This window comes from Mucilaginibacter sp. PPCGB 2223, from assembly GCF_001705515.1.
Classification (GTDB): Bacteria; Bacteroidota; Bacteroidia; order Sphingobacteriales; family Sphingobacteriaceae; genus Mucilaginibacter.
Genome location: NZ_MDJS01000001.1, coordinates 1363655 through 1378396 on the forward strand (window position 1 = coordinate 1363655; position 14742 = coordinate 1378396).

The window sequence follows — 14742 nt, forward strand, 5'->3', positions numbered from 1 at the left end:
ACCGACTTCCGGACTAAAAATAAAAAAATGACCAAAGTAGCCATCATCATGGGCAGCAAATCGGATCTTCCTGTTATGCAGGATGCCGCCGATATATTGAAGCAATTAGGTGTCGAATACGAACTAACAGTAGTTTCGGCCCACCGCACACCCGACCGTATGTTTACCTACGCCCGTGAGGCTGCAGGCCGTGGCATCAAAGTTATTATAGCCGGTGCAGGTGGTGCGGCGCATTTACCGGGCATGGTGGCTTCGTTAACCCATTTACCGGTTATCGGTGTCCCTGTAAAATCAAGCAATTCGATCGATGGCTGGGATTCTATCCTTTCCATCCTGCAAATGCCCAACGGCATCCCGGTGGCAACCGTAGCTTTAAATGCTGCTAAAAACGCGGGCATCCTGGCCGCGCAGATCATCTCGACCGCTGATGAAACTATCGTTAAAAACCTGATCGCCTACAAAGAAGAACTGAAAAAGAAAGTGGAGGAATCGGCAAAGGAGATGACAAAGGGTGATTTGGGGTCGAGATTTTAATATTATGAATACTCTTTTTTTCACATAAAGGATATTAGTAATATAATTCAAAATAAAAGAGTTATATTGGCTCATCAGTAAATATGAGCAAACATTTAATTCTTATAATTTGTGCGAGTATAATTTTTACAGCCTGTAAAAAAACACCTCCTCCCACGCCAAACGGTACACCCGTCCCACCTGGTTTATTTACTGTTACAATTGTTGACCGAGAAGATACTTATGCTATCATCAAATGGACTAAGCCGCAAATCGCAACTGGTGGTAATCTTAGTTATACCGTTAAAATCGACAGTATTATACGATCGTCGAATCTTACCGATACCACTTATAAGGTGATTAATATTGTTGATACCAAATCTTATAAAGGGCAAATTATCGCAATCGATAGCAAAGGAGGCACAACTACCGTTAATTTTATTCTTAGTAGCAATAGCGGCTTGGTGTATTATAATAGCAATGAATACACATTTTCATGTTATACAACTTCTGGCGCCCTCGTTTGGAATAGAGGAATGGGTGTATCTTCATACCCCGCTATTTCTAATGATACAATATTTGTACAAGGCTATGATCCTTTTAATGGCAAGAGCTATTTATACGCGTTGCATACCAATACTGGAGCAGTTTTTTGGACAGCTCCGGAACAATTACCTGGTGGTATTCAGGGTTCCGGCGTCTTGTATTATCATGGCATGGTATATTCTGCATATCCAGATTATATTAAAGTATATAATGCAAAAACAGGAGCACAATTATGGACAATAACTCCAGGTTTTTATGTACATACTGTTAACGATGGAATATTATTAGGTATATCCACTGATAATAATGGTGTAAAAAGTTTAGTTGCATTTGACGCATTTACTGGTGTGAAAAAATGGAGCTACAGTAATGGACATGTTTTTGGGCTGTCCACCGAGGATAATGGCACAGTTTATGTCGTGGATTACTACTCAACCCAAAATTTTGGTGCAGATCCTATCGCAGATTTATATGCTCTCGATTCAAAAACAGGTTCTGTAAAATGGTTTAATACTTTTGGCGGGCAAATTGGTTCAGCTCGGAGTAAACCGCTTATTATTGGCAATACAATATATTTTTATATTTACCCAGGAAATCGTCCTCTTAACAGTTTATTTGCTTTCAATAAGACTACAGGTTCTTTAGTATGGCAAACGGGGAGTTATGATGGCCCACTTATAGGTGATACGACAGGCGTGTATGTGAACGCCGGAACTTCGGGATTAACAAAATTTGACCTTAAGACCGGGAATAAGATATGGGTTTATAACAACGATATCGCTGGTGACGTAACTTTAACAGACAACAAAATGTATATAAACAATCCGGGCCAATATGGTTTCTATTCTCCATTGCCCTGTCTTTTATTAAGCAATTATTCAGGAGCTGTTATTATCAACTCTTTTAAAAACGCATATAATAGTGTAACTCCTTATACTGTGATTATTAATGGCGTCACTTATTATTCGGCTGAAAATAGCATGTATAGAGCAAATTATTAATTTGTCTGTTTAGTTATAGATGGTGAAACCTATTCACCTCGGTGAAAAAGTATAGAATAATCACGAAGGCTGACGAAAGATAATTATTTCTCCCCCTTCCTCTGCCTCAACAAATACATCTTCCGCTCATCAAACGAACTTTGCTCAATCGGCGATACAATATCTGCAAAAAGCTGGCTAAACTCCGGCGAATGATTTACCGGCCGCTGGGTCTTCAGGTCGACATGGATAAAATTAGTCCACAGTATGGCTTTCAGGGCGGTCTGTTGCTCGTCCCACATGCGCATCTCAACCATCAGGCTTTTTGGGCTATGCACAATCAGCTGCGACTCGATCAAAACGCTTTCCATCGTAAGCGCAGGTTTTAAATAGCAGATCTGGTTGGAGGCCACTACCCAGCTTAACCCCTGCTTGTTGGCTATTTCGAATATATCGAGACCGTAGTTCTCCAGCAACTGGTCCTCGCGGGCATTGATAAAATAATCGATATACTTTGCATTGTTTAAATGGTTAAACGGATCGCAATCCTGGAAACGTACTTTCCTTACCGAGGTTAATATTTTTTTCATAAGTTTTTTAGTTGACATACCAATCGGTATGTTGAGTTGTAAAAAATTTTAATTCATTAATTTACCTGTGATCAATTCATCTATCATGTCCATCATATTGCTGATGTACATGCTATCGTTATGTGTTAGCGCCATAAAAATGCTGCCGTCTATCATCGCGTAAATATTTTTCCCATAAGCTGAGGCATCAATATTCTCTTTAATTTCCCGGTTATCTATTCCTGTCTGGATAATAGCTATCAGGTCATTTTCCAGCCGTTTCGATACCTTTTTTGCCAGATCAAACAAAGCCGGGTTGATATGATTGGCGTCGGTACTTACATTTAATATCGGGCACCCGCCACTTTGGGCAATGATATCGTAATACCCCCGATAGTAATCCGTCAAAACCTTCAATTTGTTAATAGCACCATCTGCCAGGTTCAATTCATCGGCAAGCGGTGCTATCACTTTCTTTACGTTAAACTTAAAGGCTTTAACAGCCAGGTCTTCCTTGTTTTTAAAATAAAAATAGATGGCGCCTTTGGTTAAACCGGTAGCCTGTGTTAAATCAGACAAGCTGGTACCCACGTATCCCTGCTTATTGAATATCGGGGCAACCCGTTGCAGAATAAAATCGCTCGTATTTACCGTATTTGCTTCCAATGGCTTAACTCCCGTACAAATATAATGCAAATACCAATCGGTATGTAGCTAATGACAAAAAAAGCGGACGGGTAACCACACCCGTCCGCCCCAACTAAACAATTAAAAAAATGAATTAAACAAAATATCCTATTTACTCAACAAACCGTCGAGTGTAACAGATGCATAGTACAGGCCGCCGATAGTTGGGCCACCTGCGTATTGTATATAGCGCTTATTGAACAGATTGGTACCACCAACTTTAAAGGTGGCGTTGTATACCGGTACTTTAAATGTAACCTGCGCATCAACCGTACTGATGGCCGGTACGGTACCGGTAACCAGCGGACTTTCCCACAGATAAGCCTGTTGCCATTTGTACACAATGTTAAAGCCTACATTTTTAACCACTTCGCGGTTGCCGAAGGATACGTTGCCCGACCATTCCGGGGTATTAAAACCCGTCACGAAAATATCAGCCGCATCCTGGCCTTTCATTTTGTTAAAGCTCGCGTTACCTGATATGGTATAGCGTTTGTAAAAATTATAACTAATGCCTGCCGATGAACCATAATTGTGGTAAGTATTTTTGGCGTTGGTATATACCCGGTAACGGCTCTGGCCCAGGCTGGCGGCATTATTGGCAGTAGCTGTTGTAGGGTCGCGGTTAATATCCAGCATGGCCAATACTGCGGCATCGCTGCCTACTGTTACGCCATTGGGCACATAAACCTGTATCTGGCCTAAAAAGCCGTTATAGGTATTGGTATAGGCGTCAATATCTACAAATACTTTATTATCAGCTAAAATACCTTTGTAACCTACTTCGTAGGATGTGATCTGTTCAGGGCGGGCCCTTGGCAAATCGGCTACCTGTAACAGGTTACGGTTGGCTAAAGCGGTAGCATCTGTACCGCTGGCGCTGCCCGGCGCGGCGTTGACAGCCGCATTAAAGGTGGCTACCGAAGCCTGGGTATAACTGTTTCCTAAATAACCCAGGCCATCGTTAATAAAATCTAAACTGCCCACACGTTTAACACGGCCGTTATTTACATACGACAGTGCCTCAAACAAGGCCGGGAAACGATACCCGTTCTGGAACGTAAACCTAAAGTTATGATCTTCGTTAACCGAGTATACAGCAGCCAGGCGTGGTGTAAATTTGGGGTCGAAGTACGGGTTATAGTCTAACCGTACCGAGCCAAACAGCTTTAGTTTTTCATCAAAAAAGGTTTTGGTTATCTGGGCAAATCCGCCGAATTTTTTGTAATAGACATCGCTGCCAAAGCTGCCATCGGACAACGGGGTGTTGCGCTCGGTAATCGGGCGGCTAAAGTCAACAAAGTTATTACCGTCGGGGATGATCTGGTAAACCCTGGCATCGGCGCCCACCAACAGATCGAACACTTTAACCTTATCGGTCAAATCCCATTGTGCTTCGCCGTTATACATACGGCTTTGCTGTACCAATGCAGCGCCGCCGGTTACAGGGGCATTTGGTATCAGGCTCGATTTAATATCCCAGTTATTAATACCGATAATGGTATTTTTCAAATCGTTAAAGGCCTGGGTACCGGGTTCAACACGCCCCGCATCGGCGGCTGTACGCGCGGCCTGGGTAGCCGCAACCAGGTTTGCCGATGTTAAACCACCATTAGCATTGGCATAAGCAGTAAGCGCATTTTTGTATAATGTGCCCCACGCCGAATTGCTGGCATGGTTCAGGTCAAGATTATCGGCCAGTGGTTTTACGTTGTACGAATCGCCGGTATTTTCGAGCGACACATATCCCCTGACTAAAAAGTCCTTACCTTTCAGTTCAACCTTGTGATTTTGTACGATAGCGCCGTTTAACGCAATTTTGTTACCGCGCTGAAAAACACCGTCCATCCTGCCGATACGGTAGCTGTAAGATAGCTGTGTGGTTGGTGTAAGATTATAGGCCAGCGCAGCATCAAATTTCAGGTTCGATACTTTGGGGTCAACCAGGTCGACTTCGTTATAACCTGTGCGGGCTACGGTCAGGTTGGGCCGGGCAACACCATTTACAGTGATGCCTTTAATTACCACGGTATTACTTCCAGCCAGGGCATCATCCCCGTACTTGTTCCAGCCATCGTAAGCGGCATTCGCAGCGCCTGTCAGTTCAGGATAAGCAGGGTTAGCAGTTTTCAGGTTACCCGGATTTTGATCCAGTTGCGTGTTCGATTGCCAATCTTCGCCTTGCATATAACTGGCGTTGATCTTGAATGCAAATTTGTTATTAAATGCCTTGGCATATCTAAAGGCATCTTCAGTAATCACACTTGGTCTGATACCGATACCATCAACATGGTTAACACCCGTACGGTGGTAAAAGCTTAAGCCCTGGTATTTAAACGGGTCTTTGGTGATCAGGTTGGCCAGGCCGTTCAAAGCGTTAGTTCCGTAAAGGGCGGCGGCGGCACCGGGCGTAATTTCAACGCTGGCAATATCCAACTCGGTTGGCCCTATCGCGTTACCCAGCGGTACGCCTAAAGTTGCCGACTGCATATCTACGCCATCAACCAGCTGCATAAACCTAAAGTTATTCGGGCTGTTAAAGCCGCGGGTATTAGGCACTTTCAGCGTTAAGCTGGTAGTAGTCATCTGTACACCTTTTACGTTTTCCAAAGCATCGTAAAAGCTTGCTCCGGGCGATTGCTTTAAAGCTTTGATATCCAGTTTTTCTATCGCTACCGGCGAGCGTAACAGTTTTTCCTCCTTACGGGATGCGGTAACCACAACCTCGTTGATCAGTAACGATTGCGACACCAACTGGATGTTTAACGCGCTATTAACGTTTTTGATCAAAAATTCCTGGGGCTTAAAGCCTACGGCGGTAAAAATTAGGGTATAAGGCAATTTGGCGTTGGTGGTTAACGAAAAGCGGCCCAGGGTATCGGTCGAGGTGCCGTTGGTAGTGCCTTTAATGCTTACCGTACTCCCTATCAGCGGGTGACCGGCATCATCATTAACCTGCCCGCTTAAAATGTACGATCCGTTTAGCTGGGCGTAGCTAAAGGCCGGCAACAGCGCCAGAAACAATATGGTTGTTTTAAATGCTTTAGTAAAAAAATTCATAAGGTTTTGTTGTAAAATGGATTGCTGATTAATTATAATTATCGGATGGTATCGGCGTTGCGATCAGCAGCAACAACATGCAGCGAAGCTCTGCATTGGGGCTTTGGTTACTGTGATTGTTTTATAATTATACATACTCTATAGAAATTGTCGACAAATATAGAGCAACAAATTATCATTGCAAATTTTATTTTAAAAAAGTCTACTTGTTTTGTAGTTTATACTTGTAACACGCTAAAAATAAATAAGATATCTCATTTATTTTTTTTATTTTTCGGATGTCCAACATCCGCTATCCTACCCTGCCTTAGCCAGTTCCTGGTGTTCCAATAACTTTAGCAAGGTCTTTTCGGCGGGATTAAGCTCGACTGTTTTTTCATTGTCCTCTGCATCCAGGTCATCAATATATTTAAACAGGATGCCGTCTTCGTACGCTTTGATCACGGCCGGGTGCACGTAATACTTTTTACAAACCGTACGGGTATTGCCCAGGTTGCCGGCAACTTCATCCAGCACGCTTATTATTTTTCGTTTACATTCTGCGGCCGTTTCAAAGCCGCCCGCATTTTTAAAAGCATATAAAGCGCTTACGCTACCAGCCCATGTGCGAAAATCTTTCGCGGTAAAATCCTGCCCGGTTATTTCCTTCAGGTAATTATTCACGTCGCCCGAACCGATGGTACAGCGGTGGCCGTCAGCATCATAATACTGAAAAAGCTCCTTGCCGGGGATATCACGACATTGCTTAACCAGCCTGGCAAGGCGTTTGCTTTGCAGCGATATTTTTTGATAAACGCCTTTCTTACCCCGAAACTCAAAGCTCATTCCCGATCCGCTGATCCTGACGTGCCGGTTTTGCAATGTGGTGAGGCCGAACGAGCCATATAATTTTTTATAAGCATCGTTCCCCACCCTGATGCCCGTGAGCTCTATTAATTTAACCACGAGGGCCAGCACCTTTTGATAATCCAGGTTATGCCGCAGCAGGTCTTTAGCTACTTGCGCCCGTATCGCCGGCAAATAACTGGCAAAAAGCTGCACATGGTGAAATTTGGATTGGTTACGTATCTGGTTCCAGTCAGCGTGATAGCGGTATTGCTTACGTCCGGCGGCATCCTTGCCTGTAAACTGCAGGTGCCCGTTTTCATAAGGCGATATCCAGATATCGGTGTAGGCCGGTGGAACCACCAGCTTTTTGAACCGCACGATCAGTTCTTTATTCCTTACCATCTTACCATCAGCGTCATAAAAGTTAAAACCGTTTTTAGCCGGTTTACGGGTGTATCCGGGCGACGAATCGCTTACATAGCGCAGGCCAACAGCCTTGGCTGTTATTTTAGGATCGCGGCCTATTCTCTCTAACTTTTTCTGCAGTCGGTTCATATCCCAATCAACAGGGAATCGATATTTAAGTTTGAGTTAAATTTCAGACAGTCATTCTCCTTCAAAAAAATCACTGATTTAATTTGCAAATACTAATATTTTTAGCAATTTTGAATCGTGAATCAAAACTCCATCGAGGTACGTACCGAAGCCCGTGTGCTGTTTGTGGATATGAACAGCTTTTTTGCGCGTTGCGAGCAGCAGGTAAATTACTGGCTGCGCGGCAGGCCTTGTGGCGTTTGCGTGTATACCGGTAAATACGGGTGTGTGATATCACTTTCGACAGAGGCTAAAGAGCGCGGCCTGAAAGCCGGCTGGCGGCTGAACGATGTAATGGCTGCCTGCCCCGATTTTATCCCCATCGAAAGTAACCCAACCCGTTACCGCGAGTATCATGTCAAGATCATTAATGTATTGAAAGAATATTGCGAGGATGTGGTGCCCAAAAGTATTGACGAGGCGATCATCAATCTCAACAATTACAAGCTCATTCACCCCGACCCGATGATGGTTGCTAAAAAGATAAAACGGGATATCTTAACTAAAGTGGGCGATTTTTTGGAATGCTCGATCGGGGTAGCTCCCAACGCTTTCCTCGCCAAACTGGGTTCGGTGATGGGCAAAAAGCGCGGCGGTTTATATCTGATCGATCAGCACAATATTGATGACGTATTAAAAACCCTGCGCCTGGGCGATTTGCCGGGCATCGGCGCCAATATGTGTTACCGGCTGGAGCGCTGCGGGGTAAAGACGCCGTATGATATGCGGCATACCTCGCCCGACAGGCTCAAAGCTATCTTTAAAAGCATCGAGGGCATTTACTGGCACTACCGGCTCAATTTTATCGAAACCAATATCGCATCGCACGATTACCGCGGCATGCAGGCCATGCGGCAAATATCTGCCGAGAAACGCAACACCCCGGGTTATATCGATCAGCTTTTTATGACGCTTTGCCTTACCCTCGAAAAACGGATGGTACGCCACAAGTTTTATTGCAAAGCCATTGGTTTTACCGCCATATATACCGATGGTACCCGTTTTGACGATGCCTTTAAAGTAAATACCGCCGTGCAGGACGCCATCAGCCTGATGCGGATGATACGCAAGCGCATTGCCCGCTTTGAGGAAATGACCAAAACCGGCCCGGTGATGAATACCGAAATAAGCAGCATGCGCGTAGGGGTAACCAATTTTGTGGATAACAGCAATGTGCTCTATAGTTTGTTTGAAGATATCAGCAAGGAGGATACGGCACGCAAGGCCATGCACCAGATTAAGGACAAATTCGGGCAGGATAAACTGGTACGCGCCGTGGAGATGACGGATGGCAAGGTCATAAAAGATGTTATTGGCTTCGGTTCGGTAAAGGATCTGACTGATCTGGATTACGCGGCGAGGCCGAGGTATTAAAGATATTGCTGTAAACAATCCCTCACCTGTCCTAAATACCCTGCGCCAAATAAATTCAAATGCACCAGCAATGGGTATAAATTCCACAGATCAAGCCGTTGCTCCCAACCCTCAGCCAGTGGAAGTGCTTCGTTATAAGCCCCGTAAAACTCCTGCGAAAAACCACCGAACAAAGTAGTCATGGCCATATCAAACTCCCGGTGCCCATAGGCAATTGCCGGGTCGATCAGGCGTGGTTTCTCATCCGCACCGATGATATAATTACCGCTCCACAAGTCGCCATGAGTTAATGATGCAGGTTCCTCATCAAACAATCCGCTTAAGCGCGAATAAAGTATCCCAAAACTTTGCTGATCGCCCGCGTTAAGCAAACCTTTATCAACTGCCATTTTCACCATCGGCATTAACCGCTCATGAATAAAAAACTCGCTCCATGTTGGATGCTTTTTATTGGATTGGATTAACGAACCCATGTAATTATCGGCATCCAGGCCAAAATCAGTTGAACTGCAGCAGTGCATGGCTGCCAGTTGCCTGCCAAGAGTTTCAGATGATTTTCTTGTCGGACGACGGGTTTCCACCCATTCCAGCAGTAAAAAACTTTGATCTTCAAAATCATCACAGGCTATAATTGCCGGAACGGCTATCGTATTTGTATCGCCGATGGTTCTCAAACCAGATACTTCACAGGCAAACATCTCCGGGAAAGTAATCCGGCTGTTTAGCTTAAGCAAGTATTTGTTTGTAGCCGAACTCAAACAATATACCCGGTTGATACTGCCACCGCCTACCGCGGAAACATGAGTAATATCAGCGCCATCCGGATATTCTTTCAGATAGGTTAAAAATCTGTCGGGTAATAACATATATCAAATTACCTAAATCGCCATCCCGATTACAAATTATCCCTTAAAAAAACTACTTTTGCGGTTGAATGAAGCATATCCGTAATTTTTGCATTATAGCACACATCGACCACGGTAAAAGTACCCTTGCCGACCGGTTGCTTGAATATACCAATACCATTACCCAGCGCGAAGCGCAGGCCCAGTTGCTCGACGATATGGACCTGGAGCGCGAGCGCGGTATCACCATTAAAAGCCATGCCATACAGATGGATTATGTGCTCGATGGCGAGAAATATGTATTAAATCTGATCGATACGCCCGGCCACGTTGATTTTAGCTACGAGGTTTCGCGCTCCATCGCCGCCTGCGAGGGTGCTTTGCTGATCGTGGATGCATCGCAGGGTATACAGGCACAAACCATATCCAACCTGTACCTGGCTCTGGAAAACGACCTGGAGATCATCCCGGTACTCAACAAAATGGACCTGCCCGGCGCTATGCCCGAAGAGGTGAAGGATCAGATCGTCGACCTGATCGGTTGCAAACGCGAAGATATTTTAGCCGCATCCGGCAAAACCGGCCTGGGAGTGCATGATATTCTGCGTGCCATTGTAGAGCGTGTCCCCGCCCCTGTCGGCGATCCGCAGGCACCGCTGCAGGCTTTGATCTTCGACTCGGTTTTTAACTCGTTCCGCGGCATCATCGCATATTTTAAAGTAGTGAACGGCGAGATCAGGAAAGGCGATAAAGTAAAGTTTGTAGCCACCGAACGCCAATATATTGCCGATGAAGTAGGCACATTGAAACTGAACCAGTTACCGAAAGATGTGATCAAAACCGGCGATGTGGGCTATATTATTTCTGGCATTAAAGAAGCACGCGAGGTAAAAGTGGGCGATACCATCACAACTGTCGACCGCCCTTGCGCCCAGGGTATACAGGGTTTTGAAGAGGTTAAACCTATGGTGTTTGCCGGCATTTACCCGGTTGATACCGAAGACTACGAAGAACTTCGCGAAAGCATGGCCAAGCTGCAACTGAACGATGCTTCATTAGTTTTCGAACCAGAGTCATCGGCTGCGTTGGGCTTTGGTTTCCGTTGCGGGTTCCTGGGTATGCTGCACATGGAGATCATCCAGGAGCGTTTGGAGCGCGAGTTTAACATGACGGTGATCACCACCGTGCCCAACGTATCGTACATAGCATACACTACCAAAGGCGAAGAGTTGCTGGTAAACAACCCGAGCGACCTGCCCGACCCAAGTAAGCTGGATTTTGTGGAGGAACCTTTTATCAAGGCAACCATCATCACCAAATCTGAGTTTGTTGGCCCGGTAATGTCGCTCTGTATACAAAAACGCGGGATGATCATCAACCAGTCGTACTTAACGTCCGACCGGGTGGAGCTGATCTTCGAAATGCCTATGGGCGAGATCGTTTTTGATTTTTACGATAAGCTGAAAACCATATCCAAGGGCTATGCTTCGTTTGATTACCATCAGATCGGTTACCGCCAGAGCGACCTGGTGAAACTGGACATCCGCCTGAACAGCGAACCGGTAGATGCTTTATCATCATTAATACACCGCAGCAACTCGTACGATTTTGGTAAAAAGATCTGCGAGAAACTTAAAGAGCTATTGCCGCGCCAGCAGTTCGAGATCATTATACAGGCATCCATCGGCGCCAAGATCATTGCCCGCGAAACGGTAAAAGCCATGCGTAAAGACGTAACGGCCAAATGTTATGGCGGTGATATCTCGCGTAAGCGTAAACTATTGGAAAAACAAAAAGCCGGTAAAAAACGCATGCGCCAGGTAGGTAACGTAGAGATACCTCAAAGCGCGTTTATGGCGGTTTTGAAACTGGATTAGCCCCCTAACCCCCTAAAGGGGGAACAAGAGAGGCAAAATATAAAATAAGATTTTCAAAAACTCCCCCTTTAGGGGGTTGGGGGGCTCCATGCAATTACTCGACGGTAAATACGTATCAGAAAAACTCAAAGGCGAAATAGCCGATCAGGCAGCCGGATATTTAGCTAAGACGGGGCGTAAACCACATTTAGTAGCCGTATTGGTTGGCCACGACGGCGGCAGTGAAACCTATGTGGCCAGCAAGATGAAAAACTGCGAAAAAGTTGGTTTTAAATCGACGCTGGTTCGTTATGAAGACAACGTTACCGAAGAGGAACTGCTGAATAAAGTTGCTGAACTGAACGCCGATGCTGATATCGACGGCATCATTGTACAACTGCCGTTACCCAAACATATCGACCCCGAAAAAGTGACCGAGCGTATCGATCACCGCAAGGATGTGGATGGCTTTCACCCGGTAAATTTAGGCAGGATGCAGCGCAACCTGCCCTCGTTCATCCCGGCTACGCCTTATGGTATTACTTTGATGCTGAAAGAATATGGTATCGAAACAGCAGGTAAGCATTGCGTGGTGGTTGGCCGCAGTAACATCGTAGGTTCGCCGATGAGTATTTTGATGGCGCGCAACACTACTCCGGGTAATTGCACGGTTACCATCTGCCACAGCCGCACACCGGATATTAAAAAATTCACACTGGATGCCGATATCCTGATCGTAGCCATCGGTAAAAAGAATTTCATTACTGCCGATATGGTAAAAGAAGGCGCTGTAATTGTCGACGTAGGCATGAACCGAGAAACCTCGACCACAACCAAATCGGGCTACAAACTATATGGTGATGTTGATTTTGAGAACGTGGCGCCTAAAGCATCATGGATAACCCCGGTACCTGGAGGTGTTGGTTTGATGACTATTATTGGTTTGTTAAAAAATACGTTATCATCTGCCAATAAGGAAGTGTATCCGTAATTAAAGTCCCTTTCTAAGCGTGATTGCGAGGAAGCTACCCAAAAATGTCCCAAATTGATTTCACACCCACATACACCCCATCTTCGCGCATTTCAACCGGATAGGTTTTAATATAGTCGCCCTGGCCGGGGCTGCCGCGGCCGGTCTGGATATCGTAACTGTAGCGGTGGTACGGGCATACCAGCTTCCCATCTTTACACCAGCCCTGGCTTATATCGGCGCCGGCATGCGGGCATTTGGTGGCCAGGGCATAAACTTCGTTATCTGCACCAACCAGGCAAACCGAAGTATTGCCCGCTTTAGCCCTCATTAAAAAGGGATATTTCAAACCGTTATTATCAAGAACCTTATACCACTTCATTCGGATACTTAATAGTCGATCTTAAAATTCATCATCTCGGGGTTTTTAAAGGCGTCTTCGACGTTGGTTTGCAAGGTAACAGTCTTTTTATCTGCCGATAATACAGCCCGGCTGTTATCTACATGCGTAACCGGTTCGGGAAAAGTCAATGTGATACGATACGGCATATCGATCAGCATAGCCTTCGAAAGATTGAATACCGATTCGTTGGTTTTGATGTATTTGTTAAACCTGGCTTTATCGATAATGCGATAAAACCTGTGTGGGCCAATTTCATAATTATAATAATCCTGCCCCAGCACAAACTGACTGCCATCGGCTTTTTTCAAACTTTTGCTTACCGGCATCAACGTGCTTAAATGTCCCTGCGATGTCATTTTCGATAAGTGGTTTAGATAATAATCCAGGTCGTGCGCATTATCGGCCGAATAACGGATGCTGGCTTTCATCAGGTTATGCTTGAGGTTCATTATCAAAACCAGGTCGCTGTTTTTGGCCATAACCACCTGGACCGAGTCCATCTTTTTTTGCGTGGTATCGGGTAAGGCGTTATAAAAGTTTACGGTTGTATCTTTTGCCTCTCCATATTGCGGCGATTGCTTTACCGAATCGGGCAGCAGGTTGGCCAATACCGATACAGCAGTGCTCATATCGAAATTAAAAGCGACGTTACACGAGCCATCCGCATGAAAAACGTAACTCTCTTCGAGGTCGACACAGGATGTCAGACCGGAAACAAGCAGTAAGAAAATAACTGTGTAAAGTTTCTTCATAAGCGCCCGGTTAATATTTTCCGACCCTTTGTAATCCTATTCACACAAAATTAAGTGTTTTTTAATGATTTCCGCTCATTGCTTATCTTTGCCGGATAATTATGATCAATCAGATTCCGGAAGACGGTACTTTACTTCCTTTAATGGAAGAATTTTATACGATACAGGGCGAGGGGTTTAACACGGGTAAAGCTGCCTATTTTATCCGTTTGGGCGGTTGCGATGTGGGCTGCCACTGGTGCGATGTAAAGGAAAGCTGGGATGCATCCGTTCATCCGCTTACTGCAACGGATAAGATCGTTGAAAACGCCATTCGGCACCCCGGCAAAGCTGTAGTTGTTACCGGCGGCGAACCATTGATCTATAATCTGGATTACCTGACTGCGCAGTTGCAGCAACGCGGCATCAAAACCTTTATCGAAACATCAGGCGCGTATCCCTTATCGGGATCGTGGGATTGGGTGTGCCTGTCGCCAAAAAAATTCAAGGCACCGCGTAAAGATGTTGCGCCCTTTGCCAATGAGCTTAAGGTAATCGTTTTTAATAAATCGGATTTTGAATGGGCCGAGCAGCATGCAGAACTGGTGCCCAACGGTTGCAAGCTCTATTTACAGCCCGAATGGTCGCGGTCGAAAGAAATAACACCGCAGATTGTTGACTATGTGATGAACAATCCGAAGTGGGAAATATCGCTGCAAACGCATAAATACCTCAATATTCCATAATAAAACGTATCTTGTGGCGTATTCCTAAGTACAACGAACT

At 45.2% G+C, this 14742-nt stretch carries 13 protein-coding genes; 6 read left to right on the forward strand and 7 right to left on the reverse strand.

Going from position 1 to position 14742, the window contains the following annotated elements:
* Nucleotides 1-27: 27 nt before the first annotated feature.
* Nucleotides 28-534, forward strand: a complete 507-nt coding sequence (purE, locus tag BEL04_RS05870; RefSeq protein ID WP_066001219.1) for a 5-(carboxyamino)imidazole ribonucleotide mutase — start codon at nucleotides 28-30, stop codon at nucleotides 532-534.
* 83 nt (nucleotides 535-617) lie between these two features.
* Nucleotides 618-2060, forward strand: a complete 1443-nt coding sequence (locus tag BEL04_RS05875) for a PQQ-binding-like beta-propeller repeat protein (protein ID WP_066001221.1) — start codon at nucleotides 618-620, stop codon at nucleotides 2058-2060.
* 83 nt (nucleotides 2061-2143) lie between these two features.
* Here the strand turns inward: BEL04_RS05875 and BEL04_RS05880 are convergent, their stop codons facing one another.
* The 4 genes from BEL04_RS05880 to BEL04_RS05895 all read right to left on the reverse strand — a co-directional run bounded on the left by BEL04_RS05880 (nucleotide 2144) and on the right by BEL04_RS05895 (nucleotide 7738).
* Nucleotides 2144-2629: a thioesterase family protein gene (locus BEL04_RS05880; RefSeq protein WP_066003492.1), complete on the reverse strand. Its 486-nt coding sequence runs from the start codon at nucleotides 2627-2629 to the stop codon at nucleotides 2144-2146.
* A 48-nt stretch (nucleotides 2630-2677) separates the two neighbouring features.
* Nucleotides 2678-3274 (reverse strand): TetR/AcrR family transcriptional regulator, encoded by a 597-nt coding sequence (locus BEL04_RS05885; protein ID WP_066001222.1) that lies wholly within the window; start codon nucleotides 3272-3274, stop codon nucleotides 2678-2680.
* Between the two features lie 129 nt (nucleotides 3275-3403).
* Nucleotides 3404-6355: a TonB-dependent receptor domain-containing protein gene (locus BEL04_RS05890; protein WP_066001223.1), complete on the reverse strand. Its 2952-nt coding sequence runs from the start codon at nucleotides 6353-6355 to the stop codon at nucleotides 3404-3406.
* A gap of 297 nt (nucleotides 6356-6652) precedes the next feature.
* A complete protein-coding gene (locus tag BEL04_RS05895) occupies nucleotides 6653-7738 on the reverse strand; it encodes a DNA topoisomerase IB (RefSeq protein WP_066001224.1) in 1086 nt (361 codons plus the stop codon).
* A gap of 117 nt (nucleotides 7739-7855) precedes the next feature.
* Here BEL04_RS05895 and BEL04_RS05900 point away from each other — a divergent pair, with 117 nt between their 5' ends.
* Complete coding sequence (locus BEL04_RS05900) at nucleotides 7856-9151, forward strand: hypothetical protein (RefSeq protein ID WP_066001226.1); 1296 nt, start codon at nucleotides 7856-7858, stop codon at nucleotides 9149-9151.
* On the opposite strand, the gene BEL04_RS05905 is transcribed toward BEL04_RS05900, so the two are convergent.
* On the reverse strand, nucleotides 9148-10017 hold the full coding sequence (locus BEL04_RS05905) for a fructosamine kinase family protein (RefSeq protein WP_066001228.1): 870 nt from the start codon (nucleotides 10015-10017) through the stop codon (nucleotides 9148-9150). The genes BEL04_RS05900 and BEL04_RS05905 overlap by 4 nt on opposite strands.
* A 68-nt stretch (nucleotides 10018-10085) precedes the next feature.
* Between BEL04_RS05905 and lepA the strand changes: the two genes are divergently transcribed.
* Both lepA and BEL04_RS05915 read left to right on the forward strand, forming a co-directional pair.
* Complete coding sequence (gene lepA, locus BEL04_RS05910; protein ID WP_066001230.1) at nucleotides 10086-11873, forward strand: translation elongation factor 4; 1788 nt, start codon at nucleotides 10086-10088, stop codon at nucleotides 11871-11873.
* 88 nt (nucleotides 11874-11961) lie between these two features.
* Entirely contained in the window at nucleotides 11962-12843 is an 882-nt protein-coding gene (locus BEL04_RS05915; RefSeq protein WP_066001233.1) for a bifunctional 5,10-methylenetetrahydrofolate dehydrogenase/5,10-methenyltetrahydrofolate cyclohydrolase, read from the forward strand.
* A 34-nt stretch (nucleotides 12844-12877) separates the two neighbouring features.
* Here the strand turns inward: BEL04_RS05915 and BEL04_RS05920 are convergent, their stop codons facing one another.
* Together BEL04_RS05920 and BEL04_RS05925 are read right to left on the reverse strand one after the other, a co-directional pair.
* On the reverse strand, nucleotides 12878-13204 hold the full coding sequence (locus tag BEL04_RS05920; RefSeq protein ID WP_066001235.1) for a Rieske 2Fe-2S domain-containing protein: 327 nt from the start codon (nucleotides 13202-13204) through the stop codon (nucleotides 12878-12880).
* 8 nt (nucleotides 13205-13212) lie between these two features.
* A complete protein-coding gene (locus BEL04_RS05925) occupies nucleotides 13213-13977 on the reverse strand; it encodes a hypothetical protein (RefSeq protein ID WP_139112928.1) in 765 nt (254 codons plus the stop codon).
* 101 nt (nucleotides 13978-14078) lie between these two features.
* On the opposite strand from BEL04_RS05925, the gene BEL04_RS05930 reads away from it, so the two are divergent.
* The gene (locus tag BEL04_RS05930; RefSeq protein ID WP_066001237.1) at nucleotides 14079-14702 is read left to right on the forward strand and encodes a 7-carboxy-7-deazaguanine synthase QueE; all 624 of its coding nucleotides are present in this window, start codon (nucleotides 14079-14081) and stop codon (nucleotides 14700-14702) included.
* Nucleotides 14703-14742: the final 40 nt, after the last annotated feature.

Excerpts from the sequence above, each read along its gene's own strand:
- BEL04_RS05930 (WP_066001237.1), top strand. The coding sequence starts at position 14,079 with ATGATCAATCAGATTCCGGAAGACGGTACTTTACTTCCTTTAATGGAA.
- BEL04_RS05915 (WP_066001233.1), top strand. The coding sequence starts at position 11,962 with ATGCAATTACTCGACGGTAAATACGTATCAGAAAAACTCAAAGGCGAA.
- BEL04_RS05895 (WP_066001224.1), bottom strand. The coding sequence starts at position 7,738 with ATGAACCGACTGCAGAAAAAGTTAGAGAGAATAGGCCGCGATCCTAAA.
- BEL04_RS05875 (WP_066001221.1), top strand. The coding sequence starts at position 618 with ATGAGCAAACATTTAATTCTTATAATTTGTGCGAGTATAATTTTTACA.
- BEL04_RS05890 (WP_066001223.1), bottom strand. The coding sequence starts at position 6,355 with ATGAATTTTTTTACTAAAGCATTTAAAACAACCATATTGTTTCTGGCG.
- BEL04_RS05905 (WP_066001228.1), bottom strand. The coding sequence starts at position 10,017 with ATGTTATTACCCGACAGATTTTTAACCTATCTGAAAGAATATCCGGAT.
- purE (WP_066001219.1), top strand. The coding sequence starts at position 28 with ATGACCAAAGTAGCCATCATCATGGGCAGCAAATCGGATCTTCCTGTT.
- lepA (WP_066001230.1), top strand. The coding sequence starts at position 10,086 with ATGAAGCATATCCGTAATTTTTGCATTATAGCACACATCGACCACGGT.
- BEL04_RS05925 (WP_139112928.1), bottom strand. The coding sequence starts at position 13,977 with ATGAAGAAACTTTACACAGTTATTTTCTTACTGCTTGTTTCCGGTCTG.
- BEL04_RS05880 (WP_066003492.1), bottom strand. The coding sequence starts at position 2,629 with ATGAAAAAAATATTAACCTCGGTAAGGAAAGTACGTTTCCAGGATTGC.
- BEL04_RS05920 (WP_066001235.1), bottom strand. The coding sequence starts at position 13,204 with ATGAAGTGGTATAAGGTTCTTGATAATAACGGTTTGAAATATCCCTTT.